Consider the following 22585-nt stretch of genomic DNA (forward strand, 5'->3'; position numbering starts at 1 on the left):
GCAATCTATTTTCAGAAGTTGCAAATCTATGACTCCGATGAGAGAAAACGCGCCGATTATACCCGTGGGCGCTGAGCTTTGTCAGAGATTGTCGAGATAACGCACCATCTCCAACCCTTGGGGAAAAGTGATAAAGGCCAGTTTGGCGACGCAACAACTGCCGAGCGCGGCGGCGTGCTTTTGCAGTAACAGTTTGAGATCTTTAAGTTCGAGTCGAGACTGGCTCGGGCCTATTTGTGGTAAGGCGGCCAGTATAGGTTCGTCACAGCAAATGGCCGGGAGTATGGGATAACATAAGCCGCCGGAATCTATCAGTTGATCGCCCTGGCAACTCAGATGTTGATTCAGGCAGATGTATTCCAACCAGTCGCTTTCATTTTCGAGATACAGAAGTTCGTCTGCATCTGCCGGTTTAAGAATGACGGGCCAGGTGGGCTGTGTCATAGGGGCTCCATGGATAAACAGTTCCCCACACCATAACACAATGGTTTGGTGTTGCTATTGCCTATTCTGCACCAAGCAGATGCCCGCATTTACGGACTTAGTGTTAGCCGCGATTGCTGTAGTCGAAATGGATTTCTCCGTTGTGGTTTTCAACCACACAGGGACCGTGTTCCCTCTGGGTGCGTTGCTGCGCCGGGCCTATGTGAATTTCCACATTGGAGTAAATATGCTTCAGAGCTTCGATAAAGTAGTGGCGGTAGTAACCTTCGGTTTCCGCCTTCAGCAGTTCGAGTTCGGTTTCTTCACGCCGTCGTTCATCATCGACTCGATGCTTCTCTTCCAGCATCATTTTAACCTGCTCAACCATGGTCGGATCTGCCTGCCATTCGCTCTTGGGTGGCAGTTTTCTCAGCCTGGCTTCCATATCCAAACCGGCCACGACCAAAACCCGAACGCTCTCTTCGAGTTCTTTGAGGTTTTGGCGGTACTCCCCCAAACGCATGGCGCAGAAGAGATCTGTTTTAGTATCGGCGGTGGCTCCTATGGCGACGGCCTTGATACCTTTTTCTGCCTTGGCAATGCCGCCCACCAGATCTCCGCGGCGGCCGTTGGCATCGCTGACAATTAATTTGCTGTCGGTGCGGCTGTGACTGTGCAGTAGTTGCTTGGTCACCAGGATATCGCCCTGGCACTGGAGGTCCGAATATTGTACAAACTGGGCCGAGATCTGGCCCTTGGCTCTGATCTGCGTCGACAGTTCAGTGGCACGGATCTGTCGGCCTATGATGCCTTTGCTGACCGTAATGTCCCCTTCGGCTATCAGGGATGCCGAGTCGACAAAGCCCATGACTGTGATATCGCCGCTGCTTTTGACCTGCATCCCATCATGGACATCACCGCTGATCAGGATACTGCCCTTGAAGTCGACATTGCCGTAGCCCACGTCCACATCTTTTATCTGCAGCACATCATCTACCTGCATGCCATTGCGGATTTCCACCGGCTGACCGGCCACAGTGGCAATAAGCTTATTGCTGTCTTTGCTGCTGAACTCTGTGCCCTTGCCAGCTACCATCTCCAGATCTTTCCCCGGCTTGGCTGGCAATACTTCACCGAAGACATTGTATCCCGGTGTTCCTTGAGTTGCGGGGATCCTCTCCATTAAGAGATCGCCAGCATTAACCATGATGACGGCGCCTAGATTGCGCATGTCCACTGTGCCATCCTCACGCTCTTGCGGATGCAACAGGCGTTCACGGGCCAGTGGCACTTTGCGGTCCAATTTGGCATGGTTGCCATTCACTGCCGCCTTGCCGCAGGCAATGATGCATTCGAAGGTTTCACCGGGTTTGCTCTGCTTCAGGCGCTTGAGCATGGTCTCTATTTTGATTTTCGATAGCCCCATGCAGATCTTCTCTTCTTTCAGGCAGCGAAGAATGTCCGGTAGGGTGATCTCCTTGCCGCCCCAGGCTGCAGTGAGGCTCATACTGGCCTGCATCTTATCTTTACTGGGCTTGAGTGAGATCTGGCCGTCGCGGCGCTCGGCTATCTGAAAGAACTGCTCGAATTGGCCATCCTCTTCGGCGTAGAGCTTATTGATCTCTTTGACGGCTTTGGCGATTTGACTGTCCAGAGGACAGAGATTGGCGAAGTCAGGGAGGGCCAGCAGGTGACGAATGGCGTCTTCCGTCACGGGACCATGATTTTTGGGAATGAGCTTTAGCTCAGCAAATTGTTTGTTACTGCTGAGTTCAACGAGATCTGGCGCCAGCATATTAGAGTATCCAGGTTAGTTATACCCTTCCTTTTGAACGTTTGAGCAAATCTGCCATTCGAGTACGAACCTGTTTGTTGTGTCACAACAGAACAGGGCGTTAATCGACTGAGTGAGTCAACTCCCGTGTGGAATGGTACTATTATTCTTTTCCAGACTGCTGTTTGAGTATAACAACATAAGCTCGTTGAAATGAAGCCTGTGATTAACATCCCGTTAGCAGTCGTTAAAAAAGATAATAGCCTTGAATACTTATAAAAATCTTTGATCTCTTAGCGAAAAGTTACCAAAATTGCTTGGAGTTACTTTTTGTTACCAATATTCCGATAAAGCTTGTATTTGTTGTTTTCTGCAATCACGTTCACGTTACCGAAATGGGCCGCGATTGTATCGCTGTAGGGCAGGTGGCGGTTGGCCACTATCTGCCAGACTCCTCGGTCTTTAAGCGTTTTGGCGCTGTCGGCGATAAAGCTTTCGGCAATATGGGTGGTTGCCGCCAAGCCATCGTGAAACGGTGGATTGGAGATGATGGCATCGAACTCGCCTTGAGTGGCACTCAAGCCATCGGATGGATAGACCTTGGCCGTCAGAGCATTGGCCTTTAGCGTCAACTCACAGGACAGCAGCGCCATGGCGTTGATGTCGACACATTCCAGATGCAGATCCGGCTGGGCCTTGAGCAGGGCGGCCGCAATTACACCGGCGCCGCAGCCAAAGTCCAGTACCCGACCTTCAAGTTTGGGCAGATGCGACAGCAGCAGCTCAGTGCCCTGATCCAGGCGTTTTTCACTGAATACCCCGGCCATATTGCAGATCTGCACATCTCCTTGGGGAGTGGGCAAGCTGTAATGGCTAACAAAGGCTTCAATATCCAGCGTTGCAGGGCTGGCGATGGCCTCGGCGGCAAACAGCAGGCAGTGACGGGCGTTGTCCAGTTTGACCGCATTGCTGAACCAGCGGCTTTGCTGTTTGGCAAACGACTTTATCCCGCCTTTGTTTTCCCCTATGACCAGCAGTTGGCCTCCCGGCTGCAGGTGCAGCGCCGCCAGCTCCAGTAGATAGGCCAATAGCGGTTTGGCCTTGGGGTAATAGACGACAACCGTCTCGAACTTTTCAGTATGAGGTAGTTGATGGCCGAAGTAACACTGAAGCCTGGCTTGGGCCTGCGACTTAAGTTGTTGGAAGTGATTGAAGTCCAGTGCTAGCGCATCGACTCTGGGGCACAGACTCAACAGCTCTTTGGCACAACTGTCACTCTCGTGATTGAGTAGTAACAGGCTCTGGCCTTCAAAAAGCGCACTATTGCGCATTAATAATTGCGATGGCGGTGTCAGCGACATGGGGGGATTCCAAGGATAAAATCTGCCGCGCATTATAGCCAATCCTCGGGGGGGCAAGGCAAATCTTATGCTTGCAAGTGATAAAAAGCCAGGAAACTATTCCTGGCTTTGTTCATGGGTGGAAGATTATTCCGCATCCCCCAGTGACAGTAGAGTGGCATTGCCACCTATGGCTGTGATGTTGTTGGTGCGGGTCTTTTCCGTCATAAAGCGGGTCAGGTAGTGTGGCCCGCCAGCCTTGGGGCCTGTGCCGGAAAGCCCCTGACCACCGAAGGGCTGCACACCCACCACGGCGCCAATCTGGTTACGGTTGATATAGACGTTACCTACATTGACTCGGTCGGCAACGCTCAGGGCGTGGCCTTCATTGCGGCTGTGGATCCCCAGAGTCAGACCAAAGCCTGTGCTGTTGATATCGGCAATCACCTTGTCCAGCTCTGAGGCTTTGAAACGGATAACGTGCAGTATTGGGCCGAAATGTTCTTTCTCCAGCACCTTGATGGAATCGATTTCCACCGCGGTTGGAGCAACGAAGTGGCCATCCTTGCAGTCAGCGGGCAGCTCCACCTGTTTGATAAGCTTGCCTACCTGTTTGATGTGCTCGATATGGGCGTTGAGATTGGCTTTGGCGGTGGCATCGATCACAGGGCCGACATCTGTCTTCACTGAACCAGGATAGCCAATGCTGAGTTCATCCATTGCACCCTTGAGGATCTCCAGTACTCGATCGGCGATATCTTCCTGCAGATAGAGTACCCGCAGCGCCGAGCAGCGCTGGCCAGCGCTGGTAAAGGAAGAGGCAACCACATCGTTGACCACTTGCTCCGGCTGGGAGGTGGAGTCCACCACCATGGCATTTTGACCACCGGTTTCGGCGATAAGCGGAATGATGGCACCTTCGCGGGCAGCCAGAGCACGGTTGATCACCTTGGCCGTGCCGGTAGAGCCTGTGAAGCAGACACCGCCAATGCGTTCGTCGCTGGTCAGTGCGGCGCCGACACTGGCGCCTGTGCCCGGCAGGAATTGCAGCGCTTCTTTGGGGATCCCGGCTTCATGGGCCAGTTGTACGGCGCGGTAGCCCACCAGGCAGGTTTGCTCGGCCGGCTTGGCGATAACTGTGTTGCCGGCAGCAAGGGCTGCTGTCACCTGACCGAGGAAAATCGCCAACGGGAAGTTCCAGGGGCTGATACAGACAAAGACACCGCGGCCTTGAACAAACAGTTCGTTCAATTCACCGGTTGGCCCGGGGAGCAGCTCGGGCTTGCTCATCATCTTCTTGGCCTGCACCGCATAGTAGCGGCAGAAGTCGATGGCTTCTCGGACTTCATCTATGCCGTCCTGCAGGCTCTTGCCGGCTTCACGGGTACAGAGCACTATCAGTTCTTCGCGATTTTCTTCCAGCAGGTCGGCCAGTTTTTGCAGTGCGCTGGCGCGCTGTGCCACCGGCGTGCGACACCAGGCTGGGAAGGCGGCGACGGCTGAACTGATGGCCTGCTCAACGGCTTGGTTGTCGGCAAAAACCACCTGACCGACGGTTTGTGTCGTGTCATAGGGGCTGACAACCGGCTTTGACTCGCCGCTCAGGGTTTCACCATTGATCAGCGGGCCGGCATGCCATTGATGAGCCTTGAACTGATCCAGTGCCGCGAAGAAGGGTTCGGCTTCAGAGAGAATGTTCATATTGAGTCCCTTGGAGTTTTTGCGTTCGCTGCCAAAAATGTCGGCAGGCTTCACTATCTTGTTATTGGCCAGGGTTTTGTATTGTTTGACTGTCACCAGAGGGTGGGTGATCAGTGAATCGATTGGTGTGTTGGGATCCACCAACTTATGCACAAATGAAGTGTTGGCACCGTTTTCCAGCAGACGGCGCACCAGATAGGGCAGCAGATCTTTATGGGCACCTATCGGCGCATAAATTCTGACGGTGCGAGCTCGGCTTTCCGCCAAAATGGTGTCGTACAACTCCTGTCCCATGCCGTGCAGACGCTGGAATTCAAACTCACGATCGCCGGCCATATCGCTGATGGCAGCGACTGTCTGGGCGTTATGGCTGGCAAATTGTGGATAGATGGCACCACGGGTCTTGTCCGACAGCAGGAAACGGGCACAGGCCAGATAGGAGAGATCCGTCCCCACCTTGCGGGTGTAGAGGGGATAACCGGCTTCACCTGCCTGTTGGGCCCACTTGAGTTCGCTGTCCCAGTAAGCGCCTTTCACCAGTCGCAACGGGATTTCATCGCCTTGCTCTTTGGCAAGCTTGGTCAGCCACAGGAGTACAGGCAGTGCCCGTTTAGAGTAAGCCTGAACCACTATGCCTAATAGGCCCCAGCCCTTGGCGGCTTCTGAGTTGTATAACTTGCGGAACAGCTTGAGTGACAGCTCGAGACGGTCTACCTCTTCGGCATCGATAGAGATACCGACATTCAGGCTGCGAGCCTGCTCAATCAGCTTGATCACAGTGGCATACAACTCGGACATGACTCTGTCTTCATTGGCCACTTCATAGCGGGGATGCAGCGCCGACAGTTTGATGGAAATCGTCGGTCTGGGCGCCTGGGATTCATCGTACTGCTGGGCTCCCAATTCGCTGATGGCGTGGGAGTAATCCTGGAAGTATTTCTGGGCGTCTCTCTGGGTCAGTGCGGCTTCACCCAGCATGTCGTAAGAGTGGGTATAGCCCTGCTTGCGCTTGTCTTCACTGTTTTTCAGCGCTTCTTTAACTGTGCGGCCGAGTACGAACTGTTTGCCCATGATCTTCATGGCGGCATACATGGCCTGACGTATCACAGGTTCACCCAGGCGATTAACCAAGCGCTTCAATAAGTTGCTTGGACTGCCATCCAGGTTGCGATCCAGTTTGACGATTTTTCCCGTCAGCATCAGGCCCCAGGTCGAGGCGTTGACCAATACTGAATCACTCTTTGACAGATGCTCGTCCCATTTGGCACCTGAGAGCTTGTCTTCAATCAGGGCATCGGCCGTTTCCGGATCCGGGATCCGCAACAGGGCTTCGGCCAGGCACATGAGTATGATGCCTTCCTGGGTTTCAAGACTGTATTGTTGTAAAAAAGCGTCTATACCTACCATCAGACCTTTTTTGTCATATTGACGAACCTTACTGACCAAGTCGTGGGCCCGATGGGTCACACGCTCTATGGTTTCGTCACTCGACGGGACTAGCTTGATCAGATCGGACAGATATTGTTCTTCATCGACAATATAGTTGTCACTGATGGCTTTAAAGAGTTCGTCGAGATTGGCGTTATCGTAGTGGCCTGCCAGAACTTCACTCGCTTTGAACATAGTTATCGCTTCCATCTCAGCCGGTTGGGGGCAGTTAAGGACTGCTCGAATTACCTGGAATATGTCTGACGCAGAAGGCGCTTTATTATTTTTGTATACAATATCGGCGCTCGCGCGCGCTGATTATATGATCAAATGTGACTTATGGCACTAAGGTGATGAAAGTGTGATATATGTTTAATTGGTTTTTAGGGGGGCCAGCTGTAAAGCCACATAAACAAAAGGCCAGTGGTTTTAAACACTGGCCTTTGGAAGGAGTATGGAAGCTATCACATCCAACGATCTTTCTTGCGCCGCTGCGGTCTTGGTAAATAGACCAGAATGACCCCGAGGATCAAACCCAGAGCGGCGATGAGTCCGCCTTCCTGCCACATGCGGAAACGCTCGTTATCTTTCATCGACTGCAGTTTGGCGATGGCTTCATCGCGTTCTGTGCTGGCTTGGCTGAGCTCGGCTTGCGCCTTGTTCAACTGAGACTTGAGGCTATCGAGCTCGCCCTTATAGTCACCGTTTTCGTTTGACAGATTGCTTAGCCGACTCTTGGCATCGGCCAGTTGGCTTTCCAGCTCAGGAACGCGAAAACGCAGCGACTTGTCCTTGGAGATCATGCTGGTCAGTACCCAGCCTTCACGATCCTTATGGTCGATAATCTTGGTGTAATCACCTTGGCGCTCAGGCAACACGCTTATCTGTTGTCCGGCTTCGATACTACCCAAGATCCGGTATTGAGTGCCGGGTCCGCCGTGAATATAGATATAAACCTCGTCGGAAATATAACGAGTTTGGCCTTGGGCCAACAGGGTGGGAGACAGGAGCATCATCCCTATGAGAGTCAGGAGTCTTAGCACTTAGTCATTCTCTGTCGCAAAATACTGCCCACATGCTAGGGATTTGAGGGCGTCAATGCAAGAGGGAAGTCATTCGACTTCCCTCTTATAATCATGATATTTACCGTGATTTTATTGGCTATGTCTGTTAACCGAACACACCCTTGATGGTGAAGAAGAACAGAATAGACAAACCGGCACCGGCTGGCAGGGTAACGACCCAAGAGACCACGATGTTGCGAACCACCCCTATGTTGATGGCGGCAATACCCCTGGCCATACCAACACCCAATACCGCACCCACCAGAGTCTGAGTGGTAGAGATAGGCAAACCAGTCCCCGAAGCGATAACCACAGTGGAGGCTGCAGCCAGCTCGGCGGCAAAGCCGCGACTTGGGGTCAGGTGAGTAATATTTTTGCCTATGGTGGTCATTACGCGCTTACCGAAGATGGCCAGACCCATAACGATACCGACGGCGCCCAGGGGCAGGATCCACCAGACCAAAGCTGATTTTGAACTGATTTCACCACCGCTGTTAACTACAGAGACTACCGCAGCCAATGGGCCAATGGCATTGGCCACGTCATTGGAGCCGTGAGCAAAGGCCATACAACAGGCGGTCACTACCATCAGAATAGCGAAGACCTTCTCTACGTTACCAAATTGAGTCTGGCGATCGTTTTTGCTGCTCATTTTCAGGCGGCTGATGGCGATTTTGCCCGCGATCCCCACCAGAATGGCGATCACCAATGCCAGCAGATAGGCTTCGACAGTGCTGAATTTGAGACCAACATGCTTCAATCCTTTGGTGATAGTCACCAAAGACATCACAAAGCCGGCAAAGGCCATGTAGAAAGGCACATAACGTTTGGCGTTACCCAGAGGATCTTCGGTATTGAAAATCAGTTTTTGTACACTCTGGAAAATCATAAAGGCGATAAAGCCGGAAATCGCAGGGGTGATGACCCAAGAGCCAACAATACCAACCACTTTACCCCAGGCAACGGCTTCAGTGCCCACGCCCACGGCAGCAAAGCCTATGATGGCACCCACGATAGAGTGAGTGGTGGAAACCGGCCAGCCTAGTGCTGATGCGGCGACCAACCAAATACCCGCGGCCAGCAGCGAAGCTATCATGCCGTAGACCAGAAGTTCCGGCACTTCGATAAAGTAGCTGGAATCTATGATCCCGTTGCGAATGGTACTGGTGACTTCACCACCGGCCAAGTAAGCACCGGCGAATTCAAAGATCATTGCGATAATGATCGCTTGCTTAATGGTAATAGCGTTTGAACCAACAGACGTACCCATTGCATTCGCTACGTCGTTGGCACCAATGCCCCAGGCCATAAGAAACCCGAAAACCGCCGCGATACCTATGAGCCAGGGGCCATAGGTGACTAATACATCAACCATGTTGTTACCTTGATAACCTTTTGTTTGTTAGACGCGAGCCAGCATCAGCTCAAGGCGGGAACCGACACGTTCGGCAAGATCTGCCAGGTCACCAACCCACTCAATTATCTTATAGAGGAACATGACATCGATAGGATTCAGCTCAGCTTCCATGGCGAACAGCTGTCGACGCACCTGAATTTGCAGATCATCAGTGTCTTCTTCGATAGCATCGAGTTCACTGATCATCTTGGCTACCAAATCCACTTCACGGCCACGGAAGCCTGCTTCCAGCAGATCATCGAGCTCGTTGATCGCTTCTTTGGCCAGGGCGACTGCATCGAGGCAGCGCTGCAAATAGGCGATAAATGGGGTTTGGATGGTTTGAGGGACAAGCAGTTGACGGCCGATGATTCGACCGGAAATATCTTTGGCTTTATTGGCGATTTTGTCCTGTTGAGTCAGGAGTTCCAGTAAGTCAGTCCTTTCTACTGGCATAAACAAGCCACCTGGCAGTGTCAGGCGGATTTCGCGCTTTAGAAAGTCAGCTTCTTTTTCCTCTTGGCTGATTTTCTTGCGAATAGTGACCGCATTATCCCAGTCTTCAGCTATGGTCGCTTCGAAGAAGGGCACGAGCAATGAGGCGCAATCGTATACTTTGTCTATATGCTCTTGCAGAGGTTTTATCGGCGATTTTGCAAACACGCCTAAAATAGAGTTTACTGGCATAGCCGTTTACCTATTTAGGTTATTCCACTATTGGAAAAGCGGGCGAATGTTAACCCAAGCGTCCGCTTATTGAAACTGTGTTTTTACAGAAAACACGTCGGTTTTTATTCTATCGGGTTATATAACGCCCGACAGGATAATCCTAGGTCATTTTTGTGACAACAATATGACATTGTGACCTTCGGATGACGAGATGATGAATTTTTGATGACAAAATGAGCAGTAGCCCACCATGGATGCCGAAAATCAACAAAATGAGATAGAGCTTAAGCTCTTTTTCCCCGCCACAGAAGTCAGTCACCTGACCACTTTTTTAAATGCTTTAGCCAACTGCAGGGCCGAGGGCTGTCAGCAGTTGAGTAATGGTTATTATGATACGCCCGAGTTGGCGTTGCGTCAGCTGGATATGGGTCTTAGAGTCCGCGGATGTGACGGCAAGCGGGAGCAAACCATCAAAACGGCCGGTCGGGTCAGCGGTGGGATCCACAGTCGACCGGAATACAATGTCGATATTGATGCCAACAGCCCGGTTTTGTCGCTGTTTCCTGCCGAAATTTGGCCTGAAAATACCGATGTCGATGCGTTGCAAACTCGCCTCAGATGCTTGTTTCATACCGATTTTCAGCGTTGCCGCTGGTTGGTGGTTCAGGGGGAGAGTCTGATAGAACTGGCGCTGGATACCGGCACTATTGCTGCCGGTGGCCAGAGCGAGTCGCTTTGTGAGCTGGAATTTGAGCTCAAGCGGGGGCGAGCGGCCGATCTATTGCCGCTGGCACTGCAGGTCGCGGCCAATGTACCCATGCGCCTGGGTAAGGCCAGTAAGGCGCAGCGAGGCTATCGGCTGGCGCAGCAGGCCAGCCCGCTGGCTTTGGAGGCGTTGCAATATATCAGTCTGCCCTGCGACAGTGATGTTAAGGCGACTCTCCTAGTGGTGCTGGAAACGGCGCTGGAGCGCTGGCAATTGCTGGAGGGTATGATTGCCGAGAGTTTGGATGATCCGGCAGGGCAAGCGCTATTGTGGCAGCGTCTGCGCTCTTGCGTGCGCCTGCTGCGCTTGACCCTGGGCCAGTTTACTCTGAGCAATAGCCAGACGGATGCGGGATTTTCCTGGCTGGAGCAGCAACTGGTCTTTGTGACAGAAGCCAATTATCTCGGGCGTTTGGTCCAGGATAAGTTGCTGCTTGGTAAGCTGGGCAATGCGGGGGATGTGCGTGAACGGGCATTGCAACAGTTGCAAAAGATGGATTTCCACGGCCGTTTACAAACGCTATGGCAGGATTGCCGTTATGGTCAGCTGCAGTTGCAACTGGTGAACATGTTGCTTGAGCTGACCAGTGGCGAGATGCAGATAGCCGTGGCCGGTGGTTTGAAAGGAACCTGTGACGGCCTGCAGGAGGCCTCCTGGCAAAAGCTGCTAGCGGCCATGCCGGGAGATGAACTCGGCCGTGATGATTATTTGAAACTGGCAGCTCCCTTGGATGAAGGCATTCTGGTGGGGCTGGCCTATGGCAGTCTCTACTCATCCAAGGCTCGCGATAGTTTCCGCGCTCCCTGGCAGGACTTGAGTCAGGGGATCATCAGTCTTGGCGCTTATGCCATGGCCGAGCAGTTGGCTCCAGAGCTTGCCGAGGCCTTGGCCGACAAACAGCAGAGCCTGATTTTTGCGATGGAACAATCCCGTAAGATGGCGCTGCAGCAGCAACCCTACTGGTGCTGATGCCTATGCCTGGTAGAACTAAGCGTTCCGGACGAATCGCCCGGGAGTAAGCACAAAGAAGGACGCCTCGGCGTCCTTCTTTGTCGATTCTATTCGTCCCGTTGTTGCTGCGCCAACTTCTGTTTCAAGTCGGCGATTTCCGTCAGCATCTGTTGTTGGTTGGCTTCCATACGTTCGAGTACCAGATCCAACTCGCTCTTGATGACCTTGCTTTGGTTTTCCAGGCTCTCCTGCTCATCGGGGGCGACAAACAGCGATGCCATATAACCGGAAATGACCCCGAAGAAACTGACCCCGCAGACGATGACCACCCCACCTATCACATGGCCCACAGTCGTCACAGGGTAGAAGTCACCGTAACCCACAGTGGATATGGTCACTATCGCCCACCAGATGGCGTTTTCGGCGGTTTGAATATTGGCGCCTTCGACGCCGCTTTCCACCAGCAACATCATTACCGAGGCTATGGTGATGATGGTCACCATAGATACCAGCAAGCTGGCGATGGTGGCCTGACGTCTTTGTTTTAGTAGTGGCCCTATCAGGGAACGACTCATACGAATGAGCCGCAATACCCTGAGGATCTGGAATAAACGGGCGAAGCGCAGCGCTTCAATCGCCGGAATACTGGCGACAAAGTCGACCCAATGGTATTTGATGTAGGCGAGTCGATTTTCTGCCCGGAAAAGCCCTATCAGAAAATAACTCATAAAGATAAAACAGATACCCGTATCGATGTAAAACAGTAGCTTGTGGGTTTCGGGATCGACAGGGACAAAGGTCATGACCAGGATCACAACCACGGAAATCAGCGACAATAACATCATCGCCAATTCGAAAGGGGAGACTTGAATTGACGGCTTCAGGAACCAGCGAGATTTATCCGGCATCGGTTCTTCCATTGAAAAACTAGATATCCTTTCAGGGTAAAAGACTTGCCGTTAGCTGTAAACGCGCGTGTTTATTGTTCGTCTACGAATTGTACCAGGTCTTCCAGTACCCGTTTTTTAATTTCCAGCTGTGCATCCGGCGTCAAACCGTATTTTTCGGCGAGCTGGACATAGTCTGCAGGACTGAGCGAAACGGTTAACCGTGGCCGCTTGGGACGCTTGGCCACGGATAAACCCAATATCATGCGGATCTGATCTGAGGGGCTGACACCTGTATCCAGGGCCGCCTTGCGGATAGAGTATTGAAACCTTTCATCCAGATCGAATGCTACCTGAGTCGCCTTGGCAGCCTTTTGGTTTTGTAACCATTTTTCCGGATAAGGGTGGTTCTTGCTCATGCCGCATTATTCTCCTGGCCAGTAGTCACGAATATCACTGAGGGGGCGGTAAAGGGTCAGCGCAACGTCGGTTTCGCCGCCTTCATAGACTTCGATATCCAGAGCGCGAGACTCATCGTCATCCAGCAACTGATAGCTTTCGAAGGCATCACCTGTTGCACCGTCAGCATCCTGAGGCGGCCTGAGTCCACGGTAATCTTCCCGGTGGAAATAGCCAAACTCAGCAAAACTGACCTGATGGTAGTGTTTCCCGAGCCATTGCTCAAGCATCTCAGTCTCGGCAGTGAGTGCCTTGGTACTCAGCTCAGCTTTCCCCGGTTCATCGAAGATGGCGGAGAAATCATCCAGATCGAATAAGGCATCCACCTGAGCGCGGCTTATCTTCAGCGAGAAAGCCAGCCAGGTTTCGTCGTCTTCATCCAGCCCCAGATAGATGGCTTCGCCGCTGTGCCCCTTGAGCACCCACTCAGTCGACTGACTGCGCTGATACTCATAGGTATTGACGGCTTCGACCCTAAGCTGCTGCCCGCGCAGATGCGCGGGCAGGGCAAAGCTGTCATCAAGGGAGATCATATCGCCCTTTTGCAGCTCTGATGGGTGCTTGAGCTGACGCACTGGAGTTTCTTTTTTGCCAAACAGGCTGCCAAAGAATCCCATAGGTTATCAGCCTTTCTTGGCTTTCAAACGCTCGAGCACATCGCTGGCGTTGCTCTTCTGCTCACCGATACCGGCTTCAGCCAGTTTGGCTTTCAGCGATTGGTCGCTGTTCTCGGCTTCCAGGTTTTCGGCGGCCTTCAAGCGGTCGTCAAACTGTTGCTGACGGGCCTTGATACGCTCCAGTGAGTCTTTGGCGTTGAGCAGCTTGGAGTTGCTTGACGCGAAAGAGTCGGTAATGGAAGCCGTGGCCTTTTGCACGCTTTCAGTGGTCTTGACCATGCTCAGCTGACGCTGATAGTCGGCTAACTGACGTTCGGTTTTCTTTACCAGATCTTTCAGGCGGGCAGCATGGGCGCTGAAGCTGTCGTTGGCTGTTTGTTGCTCGGCCAGTTCCATTTCCAGCTGGGCAATCTTCTCGGCCACTTCCAGCGCCAGGGTTTCATTGCCTTTTTCCAGTGCCTGAGTGGCATAGCCTTCATGCTCGGCGACAGCACGTTTAATGCGATCGATTTCGCGGCTGGCTTGCATCTCTTTGGCCATCACATCTGTCAGTTCACGCTTGGCCTTGGTGAGGTGTTTCTCGGCGTCACGGATCTCCTGCTCGAAGATGCGGGTTGAGTTGGCGTCCACTATGCTTTGGCCGACTTCGTTGGCCCCACCGCGGAATGCTGTAAGAATTTTGTTCAGTATGCCCATGATTTGGCTCCTTATTTCAAAAAGTCGACCAGTTCGTCAATGACTTCGAGACAGTTGTCAGACAGGACCGAGAGTTCCTGTTCTATTTCCAGCATGCTCGATTGCAGGGAGAGTGCACCGTAAACCACATACTTATCGTCAATCTTGGCGAATGAAGACAGTGGCATAGGGATGTTGAGTTCCAACATGGTTTCAAACATCTCGGCACGGCGTTCCTGCTTGAGTTCATCCTCTCCCCAGAGATAACTGATGCAGAGGATTTGGTTTTCCGTTACCGAAACAAATACGGGGATCTCTTCACGGCCAACCACATTGACCTGCAACACTTCTACATCCCCTTCAATGGGGTAACAGTCAAACTGGAACCCAGTAGAGCTGTTGTCGCCAAGTCCATTTAAATGATTGGCAATAGTGTGAATATTCATATTTGTCCTCTTTGACATATTATGTCTGCGTTTAAAGATAACACCGAGACATAATATGTCAAGCGTTATCTTTGCCTGTTTAAAAGGTTGCTACACCCTGTTCATCTGTCCATGCCTGCAGGTGGTAGTAATACAGCTGCAGTGAGCCTATGGTGTTGGGCTGAACCTGGTCCATCTTAGTGTAAAACTGTTTCGGAAACTCGAAGGCGCCGCGAATAAGCCCGGGCGTCAACCAGTCATCCTCTACCGGCAGTTGCTGCATCTGTTGCAGTCGGCTCTTGGCATCCTGGCCATTGAGTGTTCCTATGGTCCAGCCCCATTCGCCAAAGCTGGGCACATTGTGGTGATACTGATTCACCTTGAATCCCGCCAGCGCCAGGGTCTTGCCTACAGAGATAAAGGCCTTGGTCGCATGGTAAGGGGAGGTGGACTGTATACTGATGGCCCCATCTGCGCTCAAAAGTTCCCTGAGTTTTTTATAAAACAGGTCTGAATAGAGCTTATTGAGATCCGGATGTGAGGGATCAGGCAGATCCACTATGATGGCATCGTATTTATCGCCGCGGGCCAGCAAGCGGTCGACACCGTTAAAGGCATCGTCGAAAACCGTTTCCACCCTGGGATCGGCAAAGGCGTTGCCGTTGAGACCGAGCAATGCTGTTCTGAGATCTTCCGGTACTTCAGCCCCGGGTTCTTTGAACAGTTTGACCATCTCGGCATCGAGATCCACCAGAGTGACCTGCTTGGGTTGCCATTTCAGTACCTGTTTCAAGCCCAATCCATCACCACCGCCTATGATCAACACCTTGTCGTGACGGGCACTGGCAGCCAGAGTCGGATGTACCAGGAAGGCGTGATAGATATGTTCATCGCTGGAGGAGAACTGCAGCCTGCCATTGATATAGAGGGAGTAAACAGGCGGCAGATGGTTACCCATCAGGCGCTTGGTCAGTGTCAGTTGCTGAAACCGGGTAGCCTTGGCATAGACGACCTTGTCTTGATACAGGAGGTTGTTGAATCCTTGCTCCCAGGTTGGCCCCTTGATGGCCAGTATCAGCAGCACTCCTGTGGCCAGTACGTGTGCCGCCAGTAACCAGTTGGCGGCGCGGATCCTGTCCCTGAAGCGGATAATAAAGATAAACCCGGCCAAGAGGTTAAAGGCGGCGGTCATGGCGGCAGCCAGCTGGATATCCAGCGCCAGCATAAAGCCGACCCAGAGCGCCGCACCCACACCAGCACCTATATAGTCGGCGCCATAGATGGTGCCGGCATTGTGCAGCAGGTGTTCTTCGGAAAGAGCCTGACGCACCCTGGCAATGAGCGGGATCTCCATCCCTATCATCAAACCGAGCAACACACCCCAGAGATAGGGCAGGTAGCGGGATAACTCCTGAAAACGGCCGATAAAGCCACCCTGAGGCAGATGATCCGGCGGTAGCCCCAGGGTTCGTCCTATCAGTTCCGGCAGCTCGTGGCCAAAGCCGATGACGGCCGCAGTGATCAGAATCGCCAGTGAGCCCAGCAAGGCGACAGTCAATTCCAATACTGCAAAGCCGCTGAAGGCGCACTTTATCTTGCGGGCGGCAAAGGCCCCCAGGCCCATGGAGACTATCATCAAGCCTATCATGGTGTAGATGGCCGCCTCGAGGGCGCCCAAAATGCGCCCGGCATAATGAGAAAGCAGGTATTCGTATATTAGACCACAGGCCGCCAGTACCCCCATGATCCCCAAAAGCAAGGCATCATCGAGGGCACCTAAGTGGCGTCTGTTGGGCTCTTGGGTGTTGGCGTTATTACTTAATGCCACGGGATCAGGCCATCAAAGCGGTGAGGATCAGCGCAACCGCTATGCTGAGCGCCATTTCAACTGCGGCCAAGCCTATGTTGTGCTGCTTCTCCACCTCATCGGCGAGGTCAATTTTTGCCAGCACCAGGAGTTTGACCAAGGGCAGCAACAGGCTCAGTACCACCAACATAATGAAGGAGAACACCAGCCAGCCAAGGGCGTTGGTGACATAGGCTTCAGGGCTGAAGACGATAAAGTGACTGGCGGCATTGAAGCTCAGTGCCATGGCGATCATCGCCCCGGCATGACGTATCGCCAGGGCGGTATTTCCCTGTGCCAGCGCTTGCTGCATTGAGCTGTCCTGGTTGCGGGCGGCGTAGCGATTCTCTCTGAGGCGGGTCAGCAACACCAGCATCAATTGAGAGATGGCGAAGGCGCTGAGGATGGCAATAAAGGTATCCAGGGTCAGATCTTCGGCCCACAGCAGCACGGCACGGATAATAATCGCTGTGGCGATAGCGGCCGAGGCATCGACTATGGCAACCGACACATTGCCTTTGAGCACCAAGGCGTTCTTGTCGATATTATTCAAGGCGATTTTATCGTGCAAAAAGCGCCCCAGTTTGATCAGCACTAGACCAAACAGGCCGTAGGCGCTCATGCCGATGGCTTCCTGCAGATAACTGTGAGCGGCGGCGCCGGTAATGGCACCGGTCAGTACTATACCCAGTGCCGCCACAGCGCCGGCGGTGCTGATGCCGAAGGCGAAGTTGTCTCTGACTGCCAGCTCTTCACTGCTGTTTACCCGAACACTCCAGCCCTGCAGGTAGCGGGTCAGAGTGAGCAGTATCACGGCGATAGAAAGGTCGATGGCGAGTATGACGGCCAGTTCCTGAGTGATGCCGAATTCCTGAAATAGAGTCATGTTCATTCCTTAAGTTGTGATCCTGGCTGAGTTATTTGCCCCGGCTGACACCGCGGCTGGTGCGACTGCCAGAATTACGGAAACTGCTGTCTTTAGAGTAATTTGAGCGAAACTTACTGGCCGTTTGTCCACTGCTGGATGGCTTGGGTGCGGCGCTGCTTTGACGAGAGAGGGCGCTGGAGCCGGAGCGGGACTTGGCATAAGGGCTGTCAAAGCGTTTGCCTTGAGAGTCGAAACGTTTTTTGGTGCGCTCATAGACCTGGGTTTGGGCCTTGGCCTGCTTGGGGGAGGTATAGCGATAGCGCCCCACATCATTGTAGTAGCTGTAATCCCTGCCTCTGGACCAGTTGTCATAATAAACCGGCCTGTGGAACAGGTTGGAAAACATGGAGTACATGCCATACCAGGCCCAAAAGGACATGCCGTTGGAATCGGTTTGCCACTGGCCATAGGCGGGGTTACCCACTAACTGGCTGCCGGCACCAAAGTCTTCCGAGCCATTGGCCAGGGTTGAAGCTTCGCGGCTGATGGCGTTGACCCTGGCGAGTTTGCCCTCTGACATATCGGCAATCACATTGACGGGATCTGACAGCATGTCGTTGAACAGGCTTGAGTCCAGCGCTTGATAGAGGTTGTTTTCCTCTTCCAACTGTTGGTCAAGATTAATAAAGTTGCTCGCCACCTTGGCGTCTTTCACCCTGCTTTCCAGTGACTTGTACAGTGGTCCTTTACTGGTGGCATCCAGTGTCAGTTGCTCCACCAACGGTTGTAATTCCGGCCGCTGCTGCGCCAGAATTTGACCATACTGTTTGAGTAAGATGCCATTGCGCAGCTGGTCTTTGTCCAGCATCTGGCCGAGTTTTTCCAGACGTTGGTCATTCAGCTGTTGCAACTGGGCAATCTGCTCGGGTCTATCGTCACCGCAAGCTGTCAGTGATAACAGCATCAGCAGACTGAGAATACGGATCAGCATTCCTGCCATGTTTTCTCCATTATGATAAGCACTTGAGGCTGGCAAACGGTGCTAAAACCTCTGGTCCCCGTAGGCCGTCAGTGCAAGTTGGTGTAATCTGTGCACAGAGTATCACCCACAAGAATTGGGGTGAAGTCAGTATCATCTGCATCGGCCAGTTAAAATCCATGTCGAGCGGATGTTTGTGCGGCAAAGACGACATAATATGTCTAAATAGTCTTGAATACAATCGAACAGGGATAACTATGGAATTGGGGTGTGACAGTCAAAAGCCGTTTTCCGAGTTGCTGTGCAAACAGGCCGGTAAGCATTGGCATCTGCTGGTGGAGCGCTGGCCTGAGGTGGTCACCGAGCTCAGCCTCATTGAGCAGCAGGAGCTGCAGCGGGTTATGGGCCTGAGTGATTATGTTGCCACTCAGCTGTGTCGCCACCCTGAATGGATTGCCCCCTTGTTTGCCGGCCAGCTCACTCGCCTGGATAGACAAGATTTTGCCGGCGAAATTCAATCCCTGCTCGACCCTGTCACCCAGGAAGAAACCGCTAAGTCAGTGCTGCGAAACTATCGCAACCGGCAAATGGTGCGCCTCGCCTGGCGCGACTTCATGGGTTATAGCCCGCTGCAGGAGTCACTGCTTGATCTCTCTGTATTGGCTGAGGCACTGATCATCGGCGCCAGAGACTGGCTCTATCGCGAAATGTGCCAGAGTCTGGGAACCCCCTGTGACTGCGACGGCAAGCCACAACCCTTGATGATCCTGGGGATGGGCAAGCTGGGCGGTCGTGAGCTGAACTTCTCATCTGATATCGACTTGATCTTTACCTTTCCGGAACACGGTGAGACCCAGGGCGGTCGGCGCAGCCTGGATAACCAGCAGTTCTTTATCCGCATGGGGCAACGCCTGGTCAATCTACTGGGGCAAGTCACAGTCGATGGCTTTGTGTTCCGGGTCGACATGCGTTTGCGCCCCTATGGCGAGAGTGGCCCGCTGGTGGTCAGCTACAGCGCCCTTGAGGATTATTATCAGGAGCAGGGGCGTGACTGGGAGCGTTACGCCATGGTCAAAGCCCGTGCGCTTGGTCCCTGGACTCAATACTCTGATGAGCTTCACGACCTGCTACGCCCCTTTGTTTACCGGCGTTATATCGACTTTTCTGCCATAGATTCATTGAGGCGGATGAAACGCCTGATTGCCCAGGAAGTGCGGCGGCGCCAGCTCAAGGACAACATCAAACTCGGTGCCGGCGGTATCCGCGAAGTGGAGTTCGTGGTGCAGAGTTTTCAGCTTATCCGCGGCGGCCGGGAGCCAGCGCTGCGCAGTCAAAGCTTGTTCGATGCCATAGATACCCTCTTTAGTTTGGGGCAACTTGAGTACCTGGCGGTAGATGAACTCAAGCAGAGTTATCTGCTGCTGCGCCGGGTAGAAAACCTGTTGCAAGCCATAGGGGATAAACAGACCCAGACCCTGCCGGATAACGGTCTGGATTGGCATCGTCTCTGCTTTGCGTTGGAGATGGCCAATGAAGCAGAACTGCGCAGTGAGGTTGAGGCCGCCATGTTCAAGATTCATCGCCATTTTCGCGATACCGTCGGCGGTGATGAAGACAATGAGGAGCAAAGCGACAGCTGGGCCTGTCAGCTTTGGGTCTGTGACAGCGAGGAAGACATACAATCGCTGCTGGCCGAGCGAGGCATAGAAGACAATGAACTCTGGAGCAGTCTGGCTCATTGGCGCGAGACGGTATCACGCCGGGCCATAGGGCCAAGAGGGCGGGATACCCTGGATAAGCTGATGCCGAAAATGCTTGAGGAGCTGACGCTGCAGCCCAATCCCGGCAAGGCATTCAAGCCGGTAACCGGCGTACTGGAGCAGATCCTCACCCGCACCACTTATCTTGAACTTCTGTGTGAAAATCCCGGCGCCCGCCAACAATTGGTGAGCCTGTGTTGTGCCAGTCCCTGGATTGCCCAGCAGCTGGCGAAATTCCCCATGTTGCTGGATGAACTGATCGATCCGGCGCAGCTTTATGACACCACCTCTCTGGATGACTACGGCAGTGAACTGCGCCAATACCTGCTGCGGGTTCCGGAAGAGGATATGGAACAGCAGATGGAGGCGCTCAGGCAGTTTAAACTGTCGCAACAGTTGAAAATTGCCGCCGCGGATGTCACCGGGGTCTTACCTATCATGCAGGTCAGCGATCACCTGACTTTTCTTGCCGAGGCCATCATAGAGCAAGTGGTGCAACAGGCCTGGCAGCAAATGACAGAGCGCCACGGCGTGCCGCCTGGCCTGGCTGACGGGGAGATAGGTTTTGCTGTCGTCGGCTATGGCAAGCTGGGGGGCATTGAGCTGGGCTACGGCTCGGATCTCGACCTGGTGTTTCTGCACAATGCCAAGGGGGGCTCGACTGACGGTGACAAGCCGTTGGATGTAGGGCACTTCTATCTCAAACTGGCGCAGCGGATATTACACCTGTTTTCCACCCGCACCATGTCGGGCGAGCTCTACGAGGTGGATATGCGCCTGAGACCATCGGGCGCCTCCGGGCTCTTGGTCAGTGAAATTGGTCGTTTCGGCGAGTATCAGCAGCAGGAAGCCTGGACCTGGGAACATCAGGCTTTGGTTCGTGCCCGCTTTGTCTTCGGTGATAACGCCCTAGCACAGGAATTTCAGGCGGTGCGTGACAGTGTGCTGCGCCAAGCAAGAGACAGGAAACAGCTGGCCAGCGAAGTGCGCGAGATGCGCCTTAAGATGCGCGACCATCTGCTCAAAGCGCCGCAGGGAATGTTCGATCTTAAACAAAGCGTTGGCGGTATCGCCGATATTGAATTTATCGCTCAGTATCTGGTGCTGGCTCATGCCCATAAGTACCCTGAGCTGTGTATCTGGTCTGATAATGTGCGGATTTTTGAGGTGTTGGCTGAGCTTGAGCTGTTGCCCTTGATGTCGGCGCAGCATCTGACTCAGGCCTATTGCATGCTGAGGGATGAAAACCACAGGTTAACTCTGGCCGGGTTGCCTGGGCAAGTGGCGCAGGAAAAAGTGGCGGAGCAGGCCGAACGGGTCTGCAACATCTATGAGCTTATCCTGGGGCAATAGTTATTTATGGCTGATGGGCATGGCTCGGATACAAGAGGTTGATGCCATCTTTATTCGACTTTCAATAACCTGCCCTTGGCTTGCCGGGAGTTCGCTGCAACATTTCGCTTAAGCGGCTGTAGGTGCGGCGAAACTCGAAGTTGAGGGCGCCGCCCTGATACAGCTGCTCCAGTGGTACTTGGGCATGTAGCACCAGTTGTTTACCCCTGTCATAAAACTCATCTATCAGGGCGATAAAGCGCCGGGCGGCATCATCCTCCGGCGCATAACTGAGCTTTCTATCGCCTGTGCTGACGGCTTCGGCAGCATCTTCGGTGCCGCGGGCGCGGATCCAGCCGCGGCGCTCACCGCCAAGCCTGGGCACATGGCTCAGCAGCAGAGTATCCAGTGTTTCGGCCAGCTCCATATAATCCAGAGTGGATCTCGGCCCTTCGCAGAGCTGATCGAAGCGAAACCAGGCCAGTGATTGTGTGGCTTCCATGGCTTGGAAAAAAAGCGCTCTGCCCATGATGTTGAGTTGCCCTGGACCCGAGGCGTTTTTTGAAAACCACTGGCTGAAGTCAGGTTCATTGCCAAGCTGCAGTAGGGGAAGTGCCGCCTGGGCATGGGGCGCGCCTTTGGTGAGGCGATGGTCTCGCTCGCCATTGAGGTGCAGCGACTCCATCTTCTGTTGCAACAAGTCGATAGTCGGCAAAAAGCGCTCTCGCTGCAGGCCGTTTTCATAGAGGCGTTCTATTGGCGTATTGGAAGTGCTGACCAGCATAACGCCACGGTTAAACAGGCCTTCGAGTAAACGTCCGAGAATAATGGCATCGCCGATATCCGAGACGAAAAACTCATCGAAGCATAACAGGCGGCACTCTTTGGCCAGTGTGGCGGCAATTTGATCCAAAGGCTCACGGGTGCCGCTGATGCGGTTCAGATCTCTGTGGACCCTGGCCATAAAGTGATGAAAATGCAGTCTGAGCTTGGGCTGCCCTTCGACGGCATTGAAAAAGAGATCCATCAACATGGTCTTGCCGCGGCCGACATCGCCCCACAGGTAGAGTCCGGGGACTTTGTTTCCCTGAACGAGCGCCTGAAAACGCTTATCAAGCGCTGCCAGCGCAGGCAACTGGGCGGGGTCTTGCTGCCAAGGGCCTTGGGCATAGCGTTCAGAGGGGGAAATTGTGTGCTTCATTCTGGACGTCCCATCCTGTGACTG

Annotated in this window: 18 protein-coding genes; 2 read left to right on the forward strand and 16 right to left on the reverse strand. The window is 53.3% G+C overall.

Features of this window, described 5'->3' with window-relative positions; translation table 11 throughout:
- Positions 1–81: 81 nt before the first annotated feature.
- From CBE72_RS15830 to CBE72_RS15860, 7 genes are all read right to left on the reverse strand, one after another.
- Complete coding sequence (locus CBE72_RS15830) at positions 82–444, reverse strand: DUF4144 family protein (protein WP_100144890.1); 363 nt, start codon at positions 442–444, stop codon at positions 82–84.
- A 103-nt stretch (positions 445–547) separates the two neighbouring features.
- Positions 548–2218, reverse strand: coding sequence for a DUF342 domain-containing protein (locus CBE72_RS15835; RefSeq protein WP_100144892.1), 1671 nt, complete (start codon positions 2216–2218; stop codon positions 548–550).
- A 302-nt stretch (positions 2219–2520) separates the two neighbouring features.
- Positions 2521–3558: a class I SAM-dependent methyltransferase gene (locus CBE72_RS15840; protein ID WP_100144894.1), complete on the reverse strand. Its 1038-nt coding sequence runs from the start codon at positions 3556–3558 to the stop codon at positions 2521–2523.
- Between the two features lie 126 nt (positions 3559–3684).
- Complete coding sequence (gene putA, locus CBE72_RS15845) at positions 3685–6876, reverse strand: bifunctional proline dehydrogenase/L-glutamate gamma-semialdehyde dehydrogenase PutA (protein WP_188726033.1); 3192 nt, start codon at positions 6874–6876, stop codon at positions 3685–3687.
- 254 nt (positions 6877–7130) lie between these two features.
- Positions 7131–7709, reverse strand: a complete 579-nt coding sequence (locus tag CBE72_RS15850) for a TIGR04211 family SH3 domain-containing protein (RefSeq protein ID WP_167387688.1) — start codon at positions 7707–7709, stop codon at positions 7131–7133.
- Positions 7710–7836: 127 nt separating this feature from the next.
- A complete protein-coding gene (locus CBE72_RS15855) occupies positions 7837–9105 on the reverse strand; it encodes an inorganic phosphate transporter (protein ID WP_100144898.1) in 1269 nt (422 codons plus the stop codon).
- Positions 9106–9132: 27 nt separating this feature from the next.
- Positions 9133–9813: a TIGR00153 family protein gene (locus CBE72_RS15860; protein WP_100144900.1), complete on the reverse strand. Its 681-nt coding sequence runs from the start codon at positions 9811–9813 to the stop codon at positions 9133–9135.
- A gap of 232 nt (positions 9814–10045) precedes the next feature.
- On the opposite strand from CBE72_RS15860, the gene CBE72_RS15865 reads away from it, so the two are divergent.
- On the forward strand, positions 10046–11530 hold the full coding sequence (locus CBE72_RS15865; RefSeq protein ID WP_167387689.1) for a CYTH domain-containing protein: 1485 nt from the start codon (positions 10046–10048) through the stop codon (positions 11528–11530).
- Positions 11531–11619: 89 nt separating this feature from the next.
- Here CBE72_RS15865 and CBE72_RS15870 read toward each other — a convergent pair whose 3' ends face one another.
- The 8 genes from CBE72_RS15870 to CBE72_RS15905 form a co-directional block, all read right to left on the reverse strand.
- The gene (locus tag CBE72_RS15870; RefSeq protein ID WP_100144965.1) at positions 11620–12420 is read right to left on the reverse strand and encodes an ion transporter; all 801 of its coding nucleotides are present in this window, start codon (positions 12418–12420) and stop codon (positions 11620–11622) included.
- Between the two features lie 71 nt (positions 12421–12491).
- Positions 12492–12818, reverse strand: coding sequence for a hypothetical protein (locus CBE72_RS15875; RefSeq protein ID WP_100144902.1), 327 nt, complete (start codon positions 12816–12818; stop codon positions 12492–12494).
- A gap of 6 nt (positions 12819–12824) precedes the next feature.
- Positions 12825–13475 (reverse strand): hypothetical protein, encoded by a 651-nt coding sequence (locus tag CBE72_RS15880; protein ID WP_025010357.1) that lies wholly within the window; start codon positions 13473–13475, stop codon positions 12825–12827.
- A 6-nt stretch (positions 13476–13481) separates the two neighbouring features.
- Entirely contained in the window at positions 13482–14171 is a 690-nt protein-coding gene (locus CBE72_RS15885; protein WP_025010358.1) for a PspA/IM30 family protein, read from the reverse strand.
- 11 nt (positions 14172–14182) lie between these two features.
- Positions 14183–14596 carry a YjfI family protein gene (locus CBE72_RS15890; RefSeq protein ID WP_025010359.1) on the reverse strand — a complete coding sequence of 138 codons (414 nt, stop codon included), beginning with the start codon at positions 14594–14596 and terminating at the stop codon, positions 14183–14185.
- Between the two features lie 79 nt (positions 14597–14675).
- Entirely contained in the window at positions 14676–16403 is a 1728-nt protein-coding gene (locus tag CBE72_RS15895; protein ID WP_100144904.1) for a polyamine aminopropyltransferase, read from the reverse strand.
- A 4-nt stretch (positions 16404–16407) separates the two neighbouring features.
- On the reverse strand, positions 16408–17307 hold the full coding sequence (locus CBE72_RS15900; protein ID WP_100144906.1) for a DUF350 domain-containing protein: 900 nt from the start codon (positions 17305–17307) through the stop codon (positions 16408–16410).
- Positions 17308–17338: 31 nt separating this feature from the next.
- Positions 17339–18289, reverse strand: coding sequence for a hypothetical protein (locus tag CBE72_RS15905; protein ID WP_100144908.1), 951 nt, complete (start codon positions 18287–18289; stop codon positions 17339–17341).
- Positions 18290–18525: 236 nt separating this feature from the next.
- On the opposite strand from CBE72_RS15905, the gene glnE reads away from it, so the two are divergent.
- Positions 18526–21381: a bifunctional [glutamate--ammonia ligase]-adenylyl-L-tyrosine phosphorylase/[glutamate--ammonia-ligase] adenylyltransferase gene (glnE, locus tag CBE72_RS15910; protein ID WP_100144910.1), complete on the forward strand. Its 2856-nt coding sequence runs from the start codon at positions 18526–18528 to the stop codon at positions 21379–21381.
- 61 nt (positions 21382–21442) lie between these two features.
- Here glnE and zapE read toward each other — a convergent pair whose 3' ends face one another.
- Positions 21443–22561, reverse strand: a complete 1119-nt coding sequence (gene zapE, locus CBE72_RS15915; protein ID WP_100144912.1) for a cell division protein ZapE — start codon at positions 22559–22561, stop codon at positions 21443–21445.
- Positions 22562–22585 lie beyond the last annotated feature (24 nt).

This window comes from Shewanella carassii (genome assembly GCF_002777975.1).
GTDB classification, from domain to species: Bacteria; Pseudomonadota; Gammaproteobacteria; order Enterobacterales; family Shewanellaceae; genus Shewanella; species Shewanella carassii.

What these genes read in the sequence shown, in the direction of transcription:
- zapE (WP_100144912.1), bottom strand. Translation starts at nt 22,561, where the DNA reads ATGAAGCACACAATTTCCCCCTCTGAACGCTATGCCCAAGGCCCTTGG.
- CBE72_RS15835 (WP_100144892.1), bottom strand. Translation starts at nt 2,218, where the DNA reads ATGCTGGCGCCAGATCTCGTTGAACTCAGCAGTAACAAACAATTTGCT.
- putA (WP_188726033.1), bottom strand. Translation starts at nt 6,876, where the DNA reads ATGGAAGCGATAACTATGTTCAAAGCGAGTGAAGTTCTGGCAGGCCAC.
- CBE72_RS15860 (WP_100144900.1), bottom strand. Translation starts at nt 9,813, where the DNA reads ATGCCAGTAAACTCTATTTTAGGCGTGTTTGCAAAATCGCCGATAAAA.
- CBE72_RS15885 (WP_025010358.1), bottom strand. Translation starts at nt 14,171, where the DNA reads ATGGGCATACTGAACAAAATTCTTACAGCATTCCGCGGTGGGGCCAAC.
- CBE72_RS15880 (WP_025010357.1), bottom strand. Translation starts at nt 13,475, where the DNA reads ATGGGATTCTTTGGCAGCCTGTTTGGCAAAAAAGAAACTCCAGTGCGT.
- CBE72_RS15890 (WP_025010359.1), bottom strand. Translation starts at nt 14,596, where the DNA reads ATGAATATTCACACTATTGCCAATCATTTAAATGGACTTGGCGACAAC.
- CBE72_RS15840 (WP_100144894.1), bottom strand. Translation starts at nt 3,558, where the DNA reads ATGTCGCTGACACCGCCATCGCAATTATTAATGCGCAATAGTGCGCTT.
- CBE72_RS15875 (WP_100144902.1), bottom strand. Translation starts at nt 12,818, where the DNA reads ATGAGCAAGAACCACCCTTATCCGGAAAAATGGTTACAAAACCAAAAG.
- CBE72_RS15865 (WP_167387689.1), top strand. Translation starts at nt 10,046, where the DNA reads ATGGATGCCGAAAATCAACAAAATGAGATAGAGCTTAAGCTCTTTTTC.
- CBE72_RS15870 (WP_100144965.1), bottom strand. Translation starts at nt 12,420, where the DNA reads ATGCCGGATAAATCTCGCTGGTTCCTGAAGCCGTCAATTCAAGTCTCC.
- CBE72_RS15855 (WP_100144898.1), bottom strand. Translation starts at nt 9,105, where the DNA reads ATGGTTGATGTATTAGTCACCTATGGCCCCTGGCTCATAGGTATCGCG.
- CBE72_RS15830 (WP_100144890.1), bottom strand. Translation starts at nt 444, where the DNA reads ATGACACAGCCCACCTGGCCCGTCATTCTTAAACCGGCAGATGCAGAC.
- glnE (WP_100144910.1), top strand. Translation starts at nt 18,526, where the DNA reads ATGGAATTGGGGTGTGACAGTCAAAAGCCGTTTTCCGAGTTGCTGTGC.
- CBE72_RS15905 (WP_100144908.1), bottom strand. Translation starts at nt 18,289, where the DNA reads ATGGCAGGAATGCTGATCCGTATTCTCAGTCTGCTGATGCTGTTATCA.
- CBE72_RS15900 (WP_100144906.1), bottom strand. Translation starts at nt 17,307, where the DNA reads ATGACTCTATTTCAGGAATTCGGCATCACTCAGGAACTGGCCGTCATA.